The 19,339-nt window shown below is 63.5% G+C and carries 17 protein-coding genes; 6 read left to right on the top strand and 11 right to left on the bottom strand.

The genetic code is table 11. The features are described 5' to 3' along the window. Nucleotides 1-82: 82 nt before the first annotated feature. From ACH2EI_RS01160 to purL, 9 genes are all read right to left on the bottom strand, one after another. Nucleotides 83-613, bottom strand: coding sequence for an adenylate kinase (locus ACH2EI_RS01160; RefSeq protein WP_395154506.1), 531 nt, complete (start codon nt 611-613; stop codon nt 83-85). Beyond that, the gene (yaaA, locus tag ACH2EI_RS01155; protein ID WP_395158896.1) at nt 613-1,392 is read right to left on the bottom strand and encodes a peroxide stress protein YaaA; all 780 of its coding nucleotides are present in this window, start codon (nt 1,390-1,392) and stop codon (nt 613-615) included. Before yaaA ends, ACH2EI_RS01160 begins: the two co-directional genes overlap by 1 nt. A 124-nt stretch (nt 1,393-1,516) precedes the next feature. Beyond that, the gene (guaB, locus tag ACH2EI_RS01150; RefSeq protein ID WP_395154504.1) at nt 1,517-3,028 is read right to left on the bottom strand and encodes an IMP dehydrogenase; all 1,512 of its coding nucleotides are present in this window, start codon (nt 3,026-3,028) and stop codon (nt 1,517-1,519) included. Continuing rightward, nucleotides 3,025-3,705 carry a phosphoribosylglycinamide formyltransferase gene (gene purN / locus ACH2EI_RS01145; protein WP_395154503.1) on the bottom strand — a complete coding sequence of 227 codons (681 nt, stop codon included), beginning with the start codon at nt 3,703-3,705 and terminating at the stop codon, nt 3,025-3,027. Before purN ends, guaB begins: the two co-directional genes overlap by 4 nt. Beyond that, a complete protein-coding gene (gene purD / locus ACH2EI_RS01140; RefSeq protein ID WP_395154502.1) occupies nt 3,702-5,885 on the bottom strand; it encodes a phosphoribosylamine--glycine ligase in 2,184 nt (727 codons plus the stop codon). The genes purN and purD overlap by 4 nt, the downstream gene beginning before the upstream one ends. Further along, the gene (gene purF, locus ACH2EI_RS01135; protein WP_395154501.1) at nt 5,885-7,369 is read right to left on the bottom strand and encodes an amidophosphoribosyltransferase; all 1,485 of its coding nucleotides are present in this window, start codon (nt 7,367-7,369) and stop codon (nt 5,885-5,887) included. Before purF ends, purD begins: the two co-directional genes overlap by 1 nt. Then, nucleotides 7,366-8,310: a phosphoribosylaminoimidazolesuccinocarboxamide synthase gene (locus ACH2EI_RS01130; RefSeq protein WP_395154500.1), complete on the bottom strand. Its 945-nt coding sequence runs from the start codon at nt 8,308-8,310 to the stop codon at nt 7,366-7,368. The genes purF and ACH2EI_RS01130 overlap by 4 nt, the downstream gene beginning before the upstream one ends. Nucleotides 8,311-8,317: 7 nt before the next feature. Next, entirely contained in the window at nt 8,318-9,040 is a 723-nt protein-coding gene (locus tag ACH2EI_RS01125; RefSeq protein ID WP_395154499.1) for a phosphoribosylformylglycinamidine synthase subunit PurQ, read from the bottom strand. Beyond that, complete coding sequence (purL, locus tag ACH2EI_RS01120) at nt 9,037-11,856, bottom strand: phosphoribosylformylglycinamidine synthase subunit PurL (protein WP_395158894.1); 2,820 nt, start codon at nt 11,854-11,856, stop codon at nt 9,037-9,039. Before purL ends, ACH2EI_RS01125 begins: the two co-directional genes overlap by 4 nt. Before the next feature lie 213 nt (nt 11,857-12,069). Here purL and ACH2EI_RS01115 point away from each other — a divergent pair, with 213 nt between their 5' ends. The 4 genes from ACH2EI_RS01115 to ACH2EI_RS01100 are packed head-to-tail and all read left to right on the top strand — an operon-like array spanning nt 12,070 to nt 16,388. Next, complete coding sequence (locus ACH2EI_RS01115) at nt 12,070-12,831, top strand: histidine phosphatase family protein (protein WP_395154497.1); 762 nt, start codon at nt 12,070-12,072, stop codon at nt 12,829-12,831. A 5-nt stretch (nt 12,832-12,836) separates the two neighbouring features. Continuing rightward, on the top strand, nt 12,837-14,159 hold the full coding sequence (locus tag ACH2EI_RS01110; protein ID WP_395154496.1) for a GMC family oxidoreductase: 1,323 nt from the start codon (nt 12,837-12,839) through the stop codon (nt 14,157-14,159). Then, complete coding sequence (locus tag ACH2EI_RS01105) at nt 14,156-15,124, top strand: MBL fold metallo-hydrolase (protein ID WP_395154495.1); 969 nt, start codon at nt 14,156-14,158, stop codon at nt 15,122-15,124. Before ACH2EI_RS01110 ends, ACH2EI_RS01105 begins: the two co-directional genes overlap by 4 nt. 22 nt (nt 15,125-15,146) lie before the next feature. Next, nucleotides 15,147-16,388, top strand: coding sequence for a lycopene cyclase family protein (locus ACH2EI_RS01100; RefSeq protein WP_395158892.1), 1,242 nt, complete (start codon nt 15,147-15,149; stop codon nt 16,386-16,388). On the opposite strand, the gene ACH2EI_RS01095 is transcribed toward ACH2EI_RS01100, so the two are convergent. Further along, complete coding sequence (locus ACH2EI_RS01095; RefSeq protein WP_395154493.1) at nt 16,306-17,133, bottom strand: SURF1 family protein; 828 nt, start codon at nt 17,131-17,133, stop codon at nt 16,306-16,308. The genes ACH2EI_RS01100 and ACH2EI_RS01095 overlap by 83 nt on opposite strands. 40 nt (nt 17,134-17,173) lie before the next feature. Here ACH2EI_RS01095 and ACH2EI_RS01090 point away from each other — a divergent pair, with 40 nt between their 5' ends. Beyond that, nucleotides 17,174-18,208, top strand: a complete 1,035-nt coding sequence (locus ACH2EI_RS01090; protein WP_395158890.1) for a phosphotransferase family protein — start codon at nt 17,174-17,176, stop codon at nt 18,206-18,208. A gap of 12 nt (nt 18,209-18,220) precedes the next feature. Further along, a complete protein-coding gene (locus ACH2EI_RS01085; RefSeq protein WP_395154491.1) occupies nt 18,221-18,706 on the top strand; it encodes a DUF4262 domain-containing protein in 486 nt (161 codons plus the stop codon). Here the strand turns inward: ACH2EI_RS01085 and ACH2EI_RS01080 are convergent. Next, the gene (locus ACH2EI_RS01080) at nt 18,696-19,304 is read right to left on the bottom strand and encodes an SET domain-containing protein (RefSeq protein WP_395154490.1); all 609 of its coding nucleotides are present in this window, start codon (nt 19,302-19,304) and stop codon (nt 18,696-18,698) included. The genes ACH2EI_RS01085 and ACH2EI_RS01080 overlap by 11 nt on opposite strands. Between the last annotated feature and the right edge of the window lie 35 nt (nt 19,305-19,339).

Genomic DNA, 19,339 nt, shown 5'->3' with positions numbered 1-19,339 from the left:
AGACGACGAACACCCAACCTCACCCGACCGACCGAGTGAGTGAGTGAGTGAGTGAGTGAGCTGATCGATCAGACCGACGAGATCATCTGATTGACGACATCATCTGTGCAACCTCGCGTCGGCTGCGGAGCCGGCGGACATCGGCGTGGGCCCAAAACGGACTGGTAAGGAACCCCTCGTAGCGCTTCGTGTGGGCGGCGTGGTGGGTCCAGGCCCAGACGATGACGTTGACCTCGGGGTGAGGGCTGACGAGGTTGCGCCATCGTTCCCTCTTGCCGTTCCACAGTTCTTCACGTTTGATCACTCGACGGAGGCTGCGTCGGACGACGCTCCACGTCACCAGCCAACGCGGCAGATCGAGCCAGATGATCGTGTCGGCGCCGCCGTGCACGAGATCCATCACGACGCTGTAGTTGCCAGCGACGACCCACCTGTCGGTGTCGAGCGCCTCCGCGACTCGGCGACGGAACTCGGGCGTCGGCGTCGGTGCCCAGTTCTCGCCGTGGAACAACTCATCGAGTTCGAGAGATGTGCCATCGATCTTTTCGGCGAGCGCTGCTGCGAGCGTCGATTTTCCGGAACCGGACGCGCCAACGACGGCGACGCGTCGCATTATTGGCGACGGGTGAACGTCGGCTCGTCGGGCGTTGACCTTTCGGCGTCGTAGCGATAGCCGTTGGCATCGAACGCAAGGAGCGCTTTGGCGGCGGTGATGCGCTCTCGCACGATCCAGCCGGCCATCGAGCCACGCGCCTGCTTCGCAAAGAAGCTCACGATTTTGTACTCGCCGCCTTCCTTTGCATCGAGGAAGCGGGGCGAGATGATCCGGCCGTCGAAGCGGTCAGGTTGGACAACAGAGAAGTACTCGTTCGATGCGAGATTGACCAGCACCTTGGCGCCGGGGGAGTCGGCGAGCGATGCATTCAGCTGGTTGGTTACCTCATCACCCCAGTAGCTGTACAGATCGCCGCCATTGGGATGCGTGACCTTGGAGCCCATCTCCAGCCGGTACGGCTGGATGAGGTCGAGGGGGCGCAGTACGCCGTGGAGGCCCGACAAGATACAGAGTACCTTCTGGGCATAGGTGTAGTCCCGCTCGCTGAACGAGCTCTGGGCATCGAGCCCGGTGTATGTGTCGCCGTCGAACGCGAGCACCGCCGGCCGGGCGTTGTCGGTGGTGAACGGTGTGGTCCAGTCTTGGAACCGTTCATGGTTGAGGTCTGCGAGCTTCGCCGAGATGGACATCATCTTCGACAGGTCGTCGGGCGACTTGCCTGCCATGATCCTGGCAAGATCCTCGGACCGTCCGAGCAGAACAGGCTGACTGTGTTTCTTGGTTGGCAGCGGCGTTTCGAAGTCCAGCGCCTTGGCGGGTGACACGACGATCAACATGACTCTGGTCTATCTGATCTCCTCGTAAACGCCTCTCCGTTCGTCAGCGTGATGGTTTTGGCTCTCATTTCAACCAAAACCATCACGCTGACGAACGGGCAGACCGGGACGAGACGAGAAGGGCTCAGGTCCGCTGGTAGTTCGGCGCTTCCTTGGTGATGGTCACGTCGTGCGGGTGGCTCTCTTCGCGACCAGCATTGGTGACACGCATGAACTTGGCGTTGCGGAGTTCGTCGAGCGTTCCAGCACCGGCGTAGCCCATGCCAGAGCGAAGGCCGCCAACGAGTTGGTAGGCCACGTCGCCGAGCGGCCCGGCGAACGGGACGCGACCCTCGATGCCTTCGGGAACGAGCTTCTGGCTGGCCGCGCCGATGGTTGATCCGCTGGTCGACTGTCCGGTGGCGTAGCGGTCTTGGCTGTCACCGGTCATAGCACCCATTGAGCCCATGCCGCGATAGCTCTTGTACCGGCGTCCTTCGAACAGCTCTACTTCTCCGGGGCTTTCTTCAACGCCGGCGAGGAGCGAACCGAGCATGACGGTCGATGCACCAGCGACCATTGCCTTGACGATGTCGCCCGAGAACGTGATGCCGCCGTCACCAATGATCGGAACGCCGATCTCCTTGCCCTTCTTTGCCGCAAAGTAGATCGCCGAGAGCTGTGGCATGCCTGCTCCGGATACGACACGGGTGGTGCAGATCGAACCGGCGCCGACACCCACCTTGATCGCATCGGCACCGGCCCTCGCCAGCGCCTCGACACCTTCTTCGGTGACCACGTTTCCAGCGGTGACAGCGAGCTCGGGCCACGAGCCCTTGACACGTTCGATGGCCTTGATCACGTTCGCCGAGTGCCCGTGAGCGGTGTCGATTGAAACCGCGTCGACACCCATTCTGACCAAGGCGTCGACGCGTTCTTCGACGTCGGGGCCCACGCCGATCGCCGCGGCACAACGGAGGCGACCCCTGCCGTCACGCGAGGCATTCGGGAAGTCGAGGCGCTTCTGGATGTCTTTCACTGTGATCAGCCCAGCGAGGCAACCGACGCCGTCGACGAGCGGAAGTTTTTCGATGCGGTACTGTTGGAGAAGCAGTTTCGCTTCATCGAGCGTCGTTCCAACAGGCCCGGTGACCAAGTTGTCTGATGTCATGAAGTCGGTGACGGGGCGATCGAAGTCGGACCCTTCGCAGAAGCGAATGTCGCGGTTCGTCAGGATGCCCACGAGATGACCGTCGTCGTCGGTGATCGGCACGCCCGAGAACCTGAAACGGTTCATCAGCGTCTCGGCCTCGTGCAGCAGGGCCGTCGGTGGCAGGGTCACCGGATCGGTGATCATCCCCGACTGCGACCGCTTGACCTTCTGCACCTCAGATGCCTGGTCGGCGATCGACATATTGCGGTGGATGACGCCGATGCCGCCGTACCGAGCCATCGCAATGGCCATGCGGCCTTCGGTGACCTTGTCCATAGCGGCAGACACGAGCGGTACCGCCAGCTCGATGTCGGCGGCAAAGGTCGCAGTGGTGTCGACCGCGTCAGGCAGCGTTTCGGAGTAGCCAGGGATGACGACGACGTCGTCAAAGGTCAGTGCTTCGAACTTGTCAAACAGACCGTCGTTGATATTGTTCTCGCTCATTGCGATGCCCCTGTCGTGTGTGGTGTTGCTGGTTCGAGCGTGGCTGCCCGATGAAGATCATGAGTGTCGCTCATGCGACGCGAGCACAGGTCAGCCATCACGCCGACCAGTAGCCGGTGCTCGACGGCATGCACGTTTGCCTCGAACTGTTCGATGGTTCCAGATACGTCGATCGGCACTGCCTCGGTGGCGAGGAGTGGGCCGTCGTCGATGCCTTCGTCGGGCACGAAGTGGACCATCACGCCCGATTCGGATCGGACGCCGTTGACTGCTTCTTCCCACGCCCGTTCGATCGCATGGAGGCCAGGAAGTTCGCCGGGCTTGGCCGGGTGCAGGTTGACGACGCGGCCAGGAAACCAACCGAGGAAGCTCAGCGTCAGAATGCGCAGCCACCCAGCGAGCACGATGAGGTCAGGGTCGAACCCGGCGACGAGTTCGGTGAGCCTGGCGTCGTAGTCGGCGCGATCTTCGTCATGATGCTGGCCGATGTGGACAGCGGGGACACCTGCGTCGGCGGCGCGCTGCAGAGCGAACACGTCGGCCTTGTTGGAGACAACAGCAACCACTCGGCCGTTGATACGACCATCGGCGCAGGCATCGAGAACCGCCTGGAGGTTTGAGCCGTTGCCCGAAACCATGACGACGAGACGCTGCTCGCGAACGGGGGAGTCGCTCATGAGAGGTGGACCTTTCCGGTTCCGGGGATGAGCTTGCCGACGACCCATGTGGGCTCGTCGATGGATGCTTGAACGGTTGCGACCTGATCGGGAGCGCAGACGATGATCATGCCGACGCCCATGTTGAGCGTGCGGTACAGCTCTTCGGTGCTCATTTGCGGTGTGAGCTCGCGGACAAGCTGAAAGAGCGGCGGCACGGGCCACGAACCGAGCGCGATGTCGGCGTCGACATCGTCGGGTAACACGCGTGGCAGATTCTCTGGGAGGCCGCCACCGGTGATGTGGGCGAGGGCCTTCACGGCGCCGGTCTGCAGTGTCGGGGTCAGGACATCGAGGTACGAGCGGTGCGGCTCCAGCAGTGTTTCGCCGAGCGGCTTGTCGAACCCGTCGGGTGTGACGTCCATTGGTGCCCACTCAAAGATCTTGCGGAGCAGCGAGTAGCCGTTGGTGTGTGGCCCGCTCGATCCGATACCGATCAACACGTCGCCAGCGGCGATGTCAGGGCGGGGGAGAAGTTCGGCGCGCTCGGCGACGCCGATCAAGGTGCCGGCAATGTCGAACGAGCCGGGTTGGTAGATGCCAGGCATCTCAGCCGTTTCGCCGCCGAGCAGTGCACAGCCGGCTGCCTTGCATGCATCGGCCATGCCGCCGACGACTTCAGCGACGAGGTCGGCGTCGAGGACGCTGGCCGCGATGTAGTCGAGAAAGAACAGCGGCCGCGCTGACTGGACCAAAACGTCATCGATGCAGTGGTTGACGATGTCCATGCCGACACCGCGCACCATGCCGAGTCGGGCAGCCAATTCGACCTTCGTGCCGACGCCGTCGGTTGAGGCGACGAGGACGGGTGAGTCCATTGCCTGAATGCCTTCGGCGGAAAAGACGCCCCCGAAACTGCCGAGCCCGTGGAGGACCCCCGGCCCAGGCGTTTGATGAGTTGCCTCGACAGCGGCCTTCATTTCAGCGACAGCACGCGTGCCCTCATCGATGTTGACACCCGCTGCGGCGTATGAGGCGAGCTGCGCTCCGGGTGCCCGCCATGCAATGTCGCGCCGGACCTGCATGTCCTGGAAGCTGATCTGTGCCATTCGCTCGTAGGCGTGTGCTCGTGCCTCGGCAATGTCGATGCCCACACCGGTGGTGGCCAGCACTCGGCCACCTGACGTGTTGCCAGCGGCGTCGACGCTGGCGTCAAAGCGGAATGCGGCAGCGGAGTCGGTGCCTCGATCGGTGATTGGGTGGCCCGTGACTGGTTCGCCGGGGTAGTTCGGCGAGGCAGCAACAACGGTGACTGCAGCTGCTGCCTTGATCCGAAGCGGGACCGACATCACGTCGCCACGGGTGCAAGCCAGTGCGAGTTCGGCAAGGTCGCTCTCGAGTAACGGCAGCACTGCCTGAGCTTCTGGGTCGCCGAAACGGACGTTGTACTCGATGAGGCGCGGACCATCAGCGGTGAGCATCAGTCCGGCGAAAATGACGCCGACGTAGGGAGTTTCAGCGGCCGCGAAGTGGTCGAGTACTGGTTGGACAAATACGTCGGTGAGTTCTGCGCCGCTGAACGCGACAGGTGCGGGGGCGTAGGCGCCCATGCCGCCGGTGTTCGGGCCAACGTCGCCTTCGCCGATGCGCTTGTGGTCCTGAGCGAGCGGTAGGGCAACGGCAGTCGTGCCATCACACAATGCCAGGAGCGAACATTCAGGGCCGGTCAGGCGCTCTTCCAGCAAGAAGGGGCCAACTGACGCGGCTTCGGCGATTGCGGCGCGTGTCTCAGCATCAGTGGAGGGCAGAGCGACACCTTTGCCTGCGGCGAGTCCGTCCAGTTTGACGACGATCGGCCGGCCGAGCTCGGCCCACCAGGTGAGCGCAGCATCTGCATTGGTGAACTGAGCGAACGCCGGGCCCGGGATGCCGAGTGATGTGGCGAGATCGCGGGCGTAGCCCTTGGATGCTTCGAGCTGTGCGAGTGCCGCGGTCGGGCCGAAGCACGCAATGCCTCGTTCGGCTGCGGTGTCGCTCGTGCCGGCAACGAGTGCGGCCTCGGGGCCGGGAATCACCAGGTCGGTGTCGGACGTGCTTGCGTTCCCGATATTCGACGCCATTCGGACCTCGTGGCCATGTTGACGGCAGGCCCATGCAATTGCTTGCTCGCGGCCTCCGCCGCCGATGATCAAGACGCGCATCAGGCGATGACGCCTTCGAAGTCGAGCTTGGCCTGAGCCCCGCCGACGGCGATTGGATATTGACCGGTGTAGCAGGCGTTGCAGTAGCCGTCGTCGTCGCCCGCGTCGCGGCCGGCAACGGCGTTCATCATTCCGTCGAGCGACAGGAACGCCAGGCTGTCAGCGCCGATGTGCGCTCGCATCTCGGCGACGTCGAAGCGAGCAGCTATGAGATCGTTGTCGTGGCCCATGTCGACGCCGAAGTGGCAGGCATGGGTGATCGGCGGGCAGGTGATCCGGACGTGGACTTCGGAAGCTCCTGCATCGCGCACGAGCTTGACGAGTGGCCCGGCGGTGGTGCCGCGCACCAGCGAGTCGTCGATCATGATGACGCGTTTGCCCTTCAGGTTTTCAGTCAGCGCGTTGAACTTGAGTGCGACACCGCGTTCACGGATGTCTTGGGTCGGCTCGATGAAGGTGCGGCCGATGTAACGATTCTTGATGAGCCCGTCGTTGAACGGCAGGCCGCTCTCTCGGGCGAAACCAATTGCAGCAGGGATCGAGGAGTCGGGAACCGGAATGACGACGTCGGCATCGACCATTGATTCCTTCGCCAACTCGATGCCAAGCCGCTGGCGGGTGTGGTGCACGCTGCGGCCGTCCCACACCGAGTCGGGACGGCTGAAGTAGACGAACTCAAAGGTGCAACGGGCGGCCTTGGACTGTGGCGCCAACACTTGGGTGCGCTCGATTTCGCTGCCGCGCAACGTGACCATTTCACCAGGCTTGACCTCGTCGACGTCGACGCAACCGAGCGTGGAGAGGGCACAGGTTTCGCTGGCCACCGCGTAGCCGCCGTGCGGGAGACGACCGACTGATAGCGGGCGGAAGCCCCACGGGTCGCGAACGGCGATGACCTGATCAGCAGCCAAGATGACGAGAGAGAAGGCGCCCTTCCAGGCGGGGAGGGTCCGCTCGATCCGCTCTTGCCAGGTCTGACCGCCGGCAGCGGCGAGCATCAGGGTGAACACTTCGGTGTCGCTGGTTGCAGTGAGGCCAAACCCCTTGTTCAGCAGTTCGTCGCGTAATGCTGCAGCATTGACGAGGTTGCCGTTGTGCGCGACCGAGAGTGGTCCGTGCATCGTCTCGACGAGGAATGGCTGAATGTTTCGACCGGAGTTGGAGCCAGTAGTGGAGTAGCGGGTGTGGCCGATGGCGTGATAGCCGGTCAGCGGCGCCAGCGTGTCGGGGGTGAAGACATTGGCGACGAGGCCGGCTTCTTTATGCAGCCGAGTGCGCTTGCCGTCGCTGACTGCGATGCCAGCGGCCTCCTGCCCGCGATGCTGGAGGGCGAAGAGCCCGAAGAATGCCAGCTGAGCGACACCTTCGCCATGTGGGGTCGACAGACCGAGGACGCCGCACTCGTCTTTCGGCTTGTCGTCGATGACCGCACCGTGCCGAGGGTGGGGTTGACCAATGGTGACCGGGACGTCGTGCAGGCTCATGGAATCTCCAGGGTTGCAACCGCATCTTTGATGCGTTGATCGGCGGGGTAGGAGCCCCGCTCAAAGGTGAGGCCGGTGAGGCGCTCGTAGGTTTCGATATAGCGGGCAGAGGTCTGCTCCCACACTTCTGCAGGAAGTTCGGGTATGTCGCCCTCTCCGGTGTATCCGGCGTCGGCGAGTGCCCGGCGGACAACCTCTTTGTCGAGACTTTGCGGTTCGTTGCCGGCAGCCATGCAGGCGTCGTAGGTGTCGGCAATCCAGTACCGCGACGAATCGGGCGTGTGGACTTCGTCGATGAGCATCAGTTCACCGTTGCTGTCGAGGCCGAACTCGTACTTGGTGTCGGCGAGGATCAGCCCGGCGTCAGCAGAGCGCTCGCGGCCGCGATCGAACACCGCCAATGCCACAGCTTGGACCTGGGCCCACAGTTCGCTTTCGACATGGCCTTCGTTAACGACAGCAGCGCACGACAACGGCACGTCGTGGCTGCCCATCTCGCCCTTTGTTGTCGGAGTGACGATTGGCTCCGGCAGCTTGGTGTTCTTCTGCAGGCCGTCGGGGAAATCGTGGCCGTACATGGTGCGCGCTCCGGCCGCATACTGAGTCCACAGTGCCGTGTCGGTGACACCTGTGATGTGGCCGCGTACGACGACTTCGACGGTGAGTGGCGTGGCAGTGCGTGCAATCAGCACATTGGGGTCGGGGAGTGACACCACGTGGTTGGCGACGATGTCGGCGGTCTGTTCGAACCACCACCCGGCCAGTTGATTGAGCACTTGACCCTTGAAGGGCACTCGAGCAATGATCCGATCGAAGGCCGAGAGGCGGTCGGTGGTGACGAACAGTCGGCGGTCGTCGCCGAAGGCATACGAGACGCGCACTTTGCCGTCGCGCCGGTCGTCGAGGGGAAGGTCGATGGTGTCGAGCGGCGTGAGCGTCATGGCGGGGTCAGAGTCCTTTGGCGTGTTGCACGCCGTTCTCAAACAGTCGCAAACCAAGATGGTTTGGCCCGCCGCCGCCGCGGGTGTGGCGAGGGTGCTGGCGAGCCACGATGTGATTCTCCGGGTGAGGCATCAGTCCGAGCACGACACCTGATGGATCACAGACACCAGCGATGTCGCCGACCGAGCCGTTGGGATTGGTGCTCCGATAACGCAGCGCCACCTGGCCCGCAATGGTGAGCGACTCGGGGTCAGGGTGAACGTACCTCCCTTCACCGTGTGCGATCGGACAGTGAATTGGGTCCTCGATGCCCTTCGTCCACACACAGGAACTCTTCTCGACGGTGTCGAGCACGACCCATCGGCAATCGAAATTGCCCTGAGCGTTATGCCCGAGTGCACCTGGCAGCAGCCGCGTTCGAGTGAGTACTTGGAACCCGTTGCAGATACCAATGAGTGGCCGACCAGCATCGACAAAGCCGCGGAGTTCCTCGCCTAGGCCGACCATGAGGTCGAGTGCGAGCATGCGGCCTGCACCGAGCGAATCGGCATGGCTGAAGCCACCTGCGACCACGGCAAGCCGGTAGTCGCCGAGCAGCCGGGGTCGTTCGATGAGTTCGCTGGCAAGCACGATTCTGGCGTTGGCGCCGGCCATCTCGAGGGCTTGGCGCACGTCTTGGTCGCGGTTGGTGCCGGGCCCGGCGATGATGAGGGCAGGAACCTGGCTCATGACTCAACTCCGGTCGCGTACGCGTCTCGATTGAACGCATCGGCGAGATCAGACACGAGGATCGGTTCGACGCCGGGCAAGGACAACATGCCTGACTCGCTGACCTCGCCGATCCGCAGGCAGTGGTCGTCCATGACACGCGTAAACGCAGCAGCACTGCGTGGTTCGATCTCGACGATGAGTCGGCCCATGGACTCGCTGAACAACGATGTTGCATGGTCATCGTGGGGCAGCGTGTCGATGCTTGCACCAAGTCGGCCGGCAAGACACATCTCGGCCAACGCCACGGCGAGACCGCCCTCGCTCAGGTCGTGGCACGAGATCACGAGGCCAGCTTGCATGGCGGCATGAAGATGGCGATAGTGCGTCGGCGCATCAGGATCGGGTGCTGGCGCAACGCCCGGCTTCGGGGGTGCACCGAGCACCTTGTCGAGGTGAGAACCTGCGAATTCGGAACTCGTGCTGCCGATCAGCATGAGGAAGTTGCCGGGCTCGACAAGATCGGGGGTGATGCAGCGGTTGGCGTCTGGGACGTGTGCAACAGCGGTGATCACCAGTGTGGGCGGGACTGCGTGGCGCTCGCCGTCGGTGCCGATGTACTCGTTGTTCAACGAGTCTTTGCCCGACACGAACGGGGCGTTGTACATGTACGCAGCGGCGCAACAGCCTTCGACCGCTGCGGCTAATTCACCCAGCGTGCTTGGGCGCCGCGGGTCACCCCACGAGAAGTTGTCGAGGAGTGCGATCTTGTCGGGGTCGGCGCCAACGGCGACCACGTTGCGGATGGCTTCGTCGACGACGGCGTAGGCCATGGCCTCGGGGTCGTGCTGCCCGAACCACGGGTTGACGCCGATCCCGATCGCGATGCCGTGTTGAGCGAGCGGTTCGGCGAGCACCACGCCATCAGCTGGGCCGTCGCTCGCTGCGCCAATGAGCGGGCGAACCACAGTGGAGCCAAGAATCTCATGGTCGTACCGGTGGATCGTCGTGGCCTTCGACGCGATGTTCGGGTGCGACAGCAGCGCCAACAACGCGGCGGTGGGGTCGGCGACCTTGCGCGTGGTGAGGTCGGAGCGGTCCGGATCGGGGAGCACTGCATTCATCCGACGTTGCGGGCGTCCGTCGTGCAAGAACGTCGTGTCGAGTTGGCACACCGGCGTACCTGCCGAACGCACTGTGAGCACGTTGTCGCCGGTGAACTCGCCGATGTCAGCGACGCCGACGCCGACGCGCTTGCAGCGGTTGACGATCGCGCTGACGTTGCGCTTCGGGACGGAGATGACCATTCGTTCCTGCGCTTCGGAGAGCCACACCTCCCACGGCTCGAGACCGGGGTACTTGCGGGGCACCAGATCGAGTTCGACGTCGGCCCCGATGCCCTCGGCCATTTCGCCGACCGCCGACGACAGGCCACCGGCGCCGCAGTCGGTAATGGAGGAGTAGAGATCCTCGGCGCCAATCAGGACGTCGATCAACAACTTCTCGACGATTGGGTCGCCGATTTGCACGCTCGCGCCAGCCACTTCGCCGGTAGTGGCATCCATCGTGGCCGACGAGAAGGTCGCGCCACGGATGCCGTCACGGCCGGTTGCTCCACCGAGGACCAGCACGCGGTCGCCCGGGCTCGGGCCTTCATGCAGCGGGCGTGATGGCGAGGTGCCGATGCATCCGGCAAACACAAGCGGGTTGGTGGTGTACGCGGGGTCGTAGAGGATTGCACCGGCAACGGTGGGGAGGCCGATCTTGTTGCCGTAGTCGGCAACGCCGTCGATCACGCCTTCACGAACTCGACGTGGGTGCAGGGATCCCTCAGGAAGGTCGGCGAGGGGCAGGTTGGCTGGGCCGAAGCACAAGATGTCGGTGATCGCGATTGGCTTGTGAGCGATACCGAGCACGTCGCGAATCACGCCGCCAACGCCGGTGTTCGCGCCGCCGAACGGTTCGACTGCAGACGGATGATTGTGGGTCTCGGCCTTGAGCGCAATCGTCGTACCCTTGGCAAACTCAACGATGCCGGCGTTGCCGACGAACGCCGACTTGACGAACGCTGCGTCGATGGTTTCGGTGCAGGTGCGGAGCTGTTGCATCAGCGGCACGAGTTCTTGCTCGCCACCCTCGGGACCACCGGTCGCATCGATAATGGCTCGGAACGTCTTGTGGGCACAGTGCTCACTCCACGTTTGGCCGAGCGTCTCCAACTCGAGGTCGGTGGGATCACGGTCGAGTGACTCGAAGTGGTCGCGGATCGCCACCATCTCCTCGGGGTCGAGGTAGAGCGCACGGCTGGTGTTGATCTCGGCGAGTCGCCCCTCGTCGGCACCACGCAGTGGGATGATCGTCGCAGCGACGCTTTCGCCAGCGCCCGGGTGCAGTGGCTCGATTGTCCCCCATGCCCATCGTTCGATGATCGGGTTGGCCACGAGCCGCGCGATGACTTCGTCGGCCAGTTCGTCGGACACGTCGTCGCTGAAGCGGATCCGGCGCCCGGTTGCAGCGGCCTCGATGTTGATACCGAGACGCTCACACGCATGCCGAACGGCATCAGCGCCGCTGTCGGTCACGCCGGGTTGGAGCGTGATCTCCACGGCATGGCTGGTTGGGAGGTCCCAATTGCCACGCTGTAACAGCGGGTCGACGAGAACGCTGTGGAGGCGATCACGGTCAGCGGACTCGAGGTCGCCATCGACGAACACGATGTCGGCGATGAACACCTCATGGAGATCGCCGAGGCCGAGGTCAGCAGCGCCGCGCTCGATGGCTGCGGCACGTGGATCGGCCTCAATTGGACGGAGGGTCAGTCGATGCCGGGGGACCACGGTGCCGACTGTAGGGAAGGCCTGTCAGGAGCTGGGAAAATTGTACTTTTAATTCGGCGCACGAATGTGGTGGTACATCGGTAGTCGGGCGGATGGAGCCATCCCGCTTGCATCCCGCTTGCATCCCGCTTGCATCCCGCTTGCATCCCGCTTCTGTTTGTCTCGCACGTCTCGGCAAGGTGGAGTCGTCGCTGCTGCTGCGATGATGGAGGTATGGCGGATCAGAGCACCAAACCAGCAACCCGGCTCGTTCTGGTACGTCACGGCGAGTCGCAAGTGACCGTGAACCGAGTGATTGGTGGGTATCGCACGTGCAGTGGCCTGTCCGAGCTCGGCCGCGAACAGTCAGGGCGTCTACGCGACCGTCTCAGCAGTACGGGTGAACTTGAGGGCGGCGTCCTCATCGCCAGCAACTTCGCCCGGGCACTGGAGACCGCACGCATCTTTGGCCCGGCAATGGGAGCCGCCGAACCAATCGAGATCGCGGGCTTCGGCGAGCATGACCCGGGCCCCGACCTCGACGGTGTGACGTTCGCTGCGTACGTCGAGCAGTTCGGTTCACCGAACTTCGGGGGTGATCCGCACTTTGACGTGTTCCCGGGTGGTGAGACCGTCGCAGCGTTCCATCTTCGCGTCGGCTCAGCCCTTGCTCGCGTCCTCGACGAGCGGGCCGGCCAACTCATCGTGGTGTCATGCCATGGTGGCGTCGTCGATGCCATCTTCCGACAGTTACTCCGTGCCGCCCCCACCGGAATCTTCGACCTCTGGACGACCAACGCATCGATCACCGAATTTGTGCTCTCGTCAGATTCAGCTGCTCGTGATCAGCGCTGGCGACTCGTGCGTTACAACGACGCGGCCCACTTGGCCGGGCTTCCTCGTGCAACGGACGAGGTGAAGCCCACCGAAGTCGCTGACCAAACCGCTGCGACCGGGGCCGAAGCGACCGGGGCCGAAGCGAGCAGCAGGATCTGATTGGTATGCAGCAGTGGGTCGTCGTCGGGGCTGGCTCGGCTGGCTGCGTGCTCGGTGCACGCCTGTCGGAAGATCCGGCTCGCCACGTCACGGTGCTCGATGACGGCCCATCCCTGTTGCCCGGCGAGGTACCTGCGGCGATCGACGGGCTGAACTTCCTCGCTGCACTCAACGAGTCGGGCCGAACGCACGACGGCCTGTTGGCGACTCGGACCGCCAGGGGAGCGACATCGGCGTACCAGCGTGGCCGCGGTGTCGGAGGGTCGAGTGCGGTCAACGCGATGGTGGCCAAGACGATTGACCCCGCACTCTGCGCGAGGTGGGGTTGGACCGATGCTGACGTCGCCGCCAGCCGGGTGCAGATCCCGAGCGAGGTGGCCGCCCCAGACGAACTCGGCCCGGTCGATCGGGCACTCCTGGCAGCCTGCCCCGAGGCACGGCCGGCCGAGCTCACCCGACGCGACGGTCGCAGGTGTACTGCGGCCGAGGCGTACCTGTGGCCGGTTGCCGATCGACCGAATCTTGATGTTCGGCCCGACTCCCGCGTTGATCGGGTTCTGTTGGACGGCAACCGAGCCGTCGGCGTGCGACTCACCGATGGAACGGACATTGCCGCTGATCGTGTTGTCGTCGCGGCCGGCGCTCTTCACAGCCCCGCCATCTTGCTGCGGTCCGGTGTGGAGGTGCCCGGCCTCGGCCGCCACCTGCAAGACCACCCGTCAGTTGCTCTCACGCTCCAGTATCGAGCCGGTCTCGCCGCCGACAGCACCGGACTGTGCCTCGGCTCGCTGCTTGAGCAGCGGATTGGTGAGGACATCATTCAGTTGCTTCCGATGAACCATCTCGGTGCTGAAGCGCCCGGGTACGGGTTGCTCATGGTCGCTCTGATGACACCCACCGGCATGAGCGGCACGGTCGCCATCGATGCGTCCGGTGATCCGGTCATCGACTTCAACCTGCTCGACGACGAACGCGACCTCGACGTTCTTGTCGCCGGGGTTCGGCTGGCACTCGATGTCGTTCGACGGCTTGCGTTCACCGAGATTTTCGATCAGGTGTACATCGACGGCGTTGGAACGACCGCCGATGCTCTGACCGATGATGCGTCGATCGCTCGGTGGGTACGCGAGAACGTCGCCGACTATGTCCATGCCACTGGCACGTGCGGAATGGGTCGAGTCGTCAACGAGCACGGCGCAGTCACCGGCTACACCGACCTCTACGTGTGCGATGCCTCGGTGTTCCCGTCGATTCCTGACGTGAACACCCACATCCCGACCACCCTGCTCGCCGAGCTGTTGTGCCTGCGTGGAATGATGACTCGATGACTTACAGCAAGGGCCTGCACGAACTCGGTGACAACTGTTTCGCGTATCTCCAACCTGACGGTGGCTGGGGATGGAGCAACGCCGGGTTGGTCGTCGGCGACGGCCAATCGCTCCTCGTGGACACGCTCTTCGATACGAAACTGACGGCTGCAATGCTCGACACGATGTCGATATACACCGCTGCGGCCCCGATTGATTCACTCGTCAACACCCATGCCAATGGAGACCACTGCTACGGCAACAGCGAGGTGCGCGCGCGTTGGTCGGCTGTCAACATCGTGGCGACCGAAGCAACGGCACGAGAAATGCCCGAGGTGCCGCCATCGATGTTGGCGGCGTTGAACAACGCGCCCGGCGATGTCGGTGAGTTGTTCCGCAACTTCTTCGGTGAGTTCGACTTCGACGACATCGAACTCGAACTGCCGGACACCACGTTCACGGGTCGGCGCACGATTGAGGTCGGTGGCCGGTTGGTCGAGCTCATCGAAGTCGGCCCAGCGCACACCGATGGCGACGCGATCGTCTACGTTCACGACGCAGCAACCGTCTATACGGGCGACATCCTCTTTATCGGCGGTACCCCGATCGTTTGGGCGGGCCCGTTGAGTAACTGGGTCGCGGCATGCGATCTGATGCTCGGCATGGACATCACCACGGTTGTCCCGGGGCATGGTCCGCTCACCGATAAGAGCGGCGTGCGTGAGGTGCGCGAGTACCTCTCCTTTGTCGACAGAGAGGCATCAGGCCGACACGCCGCAGGAATCGACGCATTCGACGCGGCACGCGACATCGGGCGAGCCCTCGCGGCCGATGAGCGCTTCAGCGAATGGGGCGAATTCGGCCGCATCGCGGTCAACGTCGACACCGTTTACCGCTCACTCGACCCGAACCACGCAACCCCGGACGTGGTCGAACAGTTCCGCCGGATGGCTGAACTCGAAGCCGGTGGCGCCGCTCACGCATGAGGCAACAGCGATTGAGGCAACAGTGACTGTGCCGGCGAAGCACAGCGAAGCGTCCGTCGATGTTGTTGTCATTGGCGACGGCCCGGCCGGGAGCGCCCTCGCACTGGCCTGCACGGCGGCTGGTGTCGACACGTTGTTGGTCGGCGACGATGCCGAGTGGGGCAATCCGTACGGCACGTGGATCGATGATCTCGACGCCGTTGACATACTCACCGGCCACGATGTGCTCGGTGCTGGTCCGTTCGATGTCGTTGCATGGAGCGACCGGCGACACGACCTTGGTCGGGCATACGGAATGCTTGACAACGTCGCGCTTCGCACTGTGCTGCGCGCCGGCGTCACCCATCGGTTTGGTCGGGTGGCGTTCGTGCGCACAGCGCGCGGTCGGCACACGGTCGAACTCGATTCGGGTGAGCAGCTCAGTTGCCGCCTGGTTGTCGATGCAGCCGGATGGCCCGCAGCATTCGCTGACCGAGTGAACGGCTCGTCGACGCCGGCGTGGCAGACGGCGTTCGGCGTCGTCCTCACCGAACCACCGGCCGGCGATCTGGCGCAGCCGACCGTGATGGATTTCCGATCGCCGAGCGAGCAGCATGCGCGCGCCCCCGCCACTGAGTACAGCACGTTTGTTTACAGCCTGCCCGTCGCTGACGGCTGGCTTGTCGAAGAGACGGTGCTGGCAGCTCGCCCGGCGATCGATCCACTCGACCTCCTGCCGCGACTCGCAGCTCGCCTGCAGACCGAACCCGACGCGCTGCTGAGCTCGGCGGTGCGCACCGAGTCGGTGCGTATTCCAATGGGTGGTGCTCGGCCTCGAAGGAATCAGCCGATCGTCGCATTCGGCGCTGCAGCCGGCTACGTCAACCCGACCTCGGGCTACTCGGTAGTCCATTCGATGTTGATGGCCACGCCGGTCGCAGCGGCAATCGAAGCAGTCCTGGGGACGTCACCGGACGACGAGGTGGCCGACTCGATTCCTGTCTGGAATGCGGTGTGGCCGGTTGCGCATCGACGCACGAGGACGCTCCACGACTACGGCCTCGACATGCTCACTCGGCTTGATGCTGATCAGACGCGACAGTTCTTCGGTGAGTTTTTCGACCTGCCACCCGACATGTGGCCGAAATACATGCGATCCGGCACGCCGCCCACCGAATTGAGTGCCGTGATGGCACGGTTGTTCAGGCAGGCGCCATGGTCGACTCGGCGTCGACTGATGGTGGGGAATCCGATGGCGTTTGCTCGCCTGCTGCGGCCGTCGTGATCGACCGGCGCACTGCGAGCACCCAGCCGACAGCGACACAGAACGCAAAGATGAACCACTGGAACGCGTACGACAGATGGTTGCCTTCACTCAGTTCTGGTGGGTCGAGAAGTTGCGGATCGCTCGGCCCGACTGCAGGAGAACTTCTCAGCAGTTCGACGTACATCGGGATGTAGTCGAGCTCCGGAGACTCAGCAGCGATCTGATCGATGTTGACTCGCCGCAGCTCAGTGATCACGCTTTGTTCGGCATCGCTCAAACCACCACGCTCGCGTGACTCTGACAGCCTGAGGCGTCCTTCGATCTCAACTTCTCCTGGGAACGGTGTCGGTGGCGTTGCTTGCACTGCGATAGCGCCACGGTTCACCAAGAGAATGGGCCCTCCGGGTGTTTCCAGACGGGCGAGCACGTTGTCGACGGCTCCGCCACCTTGGGAGCGATTGAAAAGGACGATCTGTTCGGGGGCGTACGTGCCGGTGGCCCGCACCCTTCGATTGACATAGGTCTCAGGGTCGACGCGCAACTCGTCGAGCACACTGTCGAGCGAGACCGGCGCTTGTTCGATTTGGGCGACGAAGGAGGCGTTGTTTGTACGTCGCTCGTCGAGCCGATGAAGCTGCCAAACGCCGAGGTTGACCATGGTGGCGACAGCCGCCAGCACGAGGGCGTGGAAGGCAATCCACTTTGGACGGAAGAGGAAGCTGAACCGGGAGAACGACGACGGGCTGTCTGACGTGGGGGCCATCGCTATGTGACGGTATCGGTGCTTTGTTACTGTCCGCTTCATGGGCCCCGATGACATCACTTCTGCTCGACTCTCGGAAATTATGGGCGGCGAGGTCGGCGCGATCGAATCGACCCGAATCGGTGATGGCCTGGTCGGCCTCAACCTCCGAGTGCGGCTGCTGGATGCCGCTCCGGAGCTGCCCGATTCGGTCGTGATCAAGTTGCCTTCGATCGACGAGACGAGTCGGGCGACAGGCATCGCGCTGCGGAACTACGAGCGAGAAGTGAAGTTCTACCTGCACGTTGCTGACACGGTCGACATCCGTGTGCCGGAGTGTCACTTCGGAGAGTGGGACGAGACGACCGGCGATTTCGCCCTCGTCCTTGAAGACATGGCCCCGGCCGAGCAAGGAGATCAGGTCACCGGGTGTTCCGTCGAGCGGGCAGCGGCTGCTGTTGAAGAACTTGCGCTTCTCCATGCTCCCCGTTGGGACGATCCGACGCTGCACGACATCGACTGGCTTGGGCGACGTACCTCGACCGAAGATGTCACCGGTGTGGCGGCGTTGTGGGCGATGTTCCACCGACCGTTCCTGGAGACCTATGCCAAGCACCTCAGTACCGAACAGGTCGATCTCAGCCATGCGTTCGGGCCGAGAATTCTCGACTGGATGGGCGATCGGGAAGGTCCGCTCACCATCACCCACGGCGATTATCGGCTTGACAACCTCCTCTTCGCCACACCCGCAGGTGGCCCGCCCGTCACTGCAGTCGACTGGCAGACCCCGGGCCATGGGCCGCCGGTCGCCGACCTCGCCTACTTTTTGGGTGCAGGCCTACTGTCCAACGAACGGGCTGTCTCTGAGCGGTTGCTGCTCGACCGGTACGCGGCAGCGCTCGCTGCCCGCAGCGTCGACGTCGATTCGTCATGGCTGTGGACGCAGTACTGTCGCGAATCGTTCGGTGGTGTCGTGATGGCGGTCGTTGCGTCTCAGATTGTTGGTGAGAGCGCCCGAAGCGAATCGATGTTTGCCGCGATGGCGACGCGCCATCTGCAACATGCGTTGGACACTGGCGCGCTTGATCTGATCTGATCCGGGTGACTCATGGAGCTTCCTGACTTCCACATTCCCCACGCCGAGAAGATCGAGTGGATGATCGAGACCAACGGGTGGGCACTCGAACCCGTCGCTGCCGATCCTGACAGCAACCCACCGATGCCGTCGTACGCGTACTCGATCGGGATGCCGGGTGCGGTCGGCTTTCCCGACGTTGCCGTGTTCGGCCTCACGCCGGTTGCGGCCAACGGACTCGTGACGTTGGTGGCTGATGCTTGTCGAGGCGGCACGGAGATCCCGGTGGGCGTCGAACTGGTCGGCTTGCTCGACAACGAGCTGCGTTGCTTGTTTGCGCCGATCGATATCGAAGAGCACGCCAGCTTCTTCACGACGGCGGCGTCGTGGTTCCGTGGTGCCCCGTTCCAGATGGTGCAATTACTCTTTCCAGACCGCAATGGCTTTCTGCCGTACGAAGCGGGCTACGAGCAACGCATGCGCCTTGCCCAGCCCGTGCTGGGCCAGCTCACCGATTGAGTGAGGCGCGAAGTGCGTCGATCCGGCGCTGAAGATATGGCGAAAAATGGCCCGCCCGGAGCACTTGGAGGGCCGGTGACATCCAATCTTGACCCGTCACCTTGGTTCGGCAGCTGGGGCTGGCGCACTCGCACTCGAACTCGTCGTAGGGCAATGAGTCGCATGTGGCGTAGTCGAACGTCAACTCCTCGCCTGGCTCGATCTGTCTGAGAGCGACGAGCGAGATTTCGCTCACGAAGCCGAGGTTGGGCTCGCAGGAATGGTTGATGAAGTCGCCGTCGTTTAATGGCTCATCGCTGACGAGGAAGAGGTCTTCGCCGATCTGCAGCGAATGACGCTGGCGGTGCTCAGGGAGTCGACGAAACCCCGGGCCCTGGGTAACGAAACCTCCGAAGACCACGGCGCAGGTGCCGGCTGAGATTGGTTCTGTTGCGTACACGCCGCGTTCGCCAAAGTCTGACCACCTGACCTCATGTGGGATGAGCAGACAATCGGTCGTGAGTTCGTCGGCCGCAGTCGTTGTGTCGTACCGGGCCGCATCCTGGGAGCTGGTCTCCGACACATTTCTCGTCACTGCGTCCGTCACCTGCTGGGTCACCTGCTGGGTCACTTGCTCGAGAACCGGTGTCTCAC

It is taken from the genome of Ilumatobacter sp. (assembly GCF_041688325.1).
In the GTDB taxonomy this organism is placed as follows: Bacteria; Actinomycetota; Acidimicrobiia; order Acidimicrobiales; family Ilumatobacteraceae; genus Ilumatobacter_A.
This window is presented reverse-complemented; position numbering and strand designations above follow the sequence as displayed.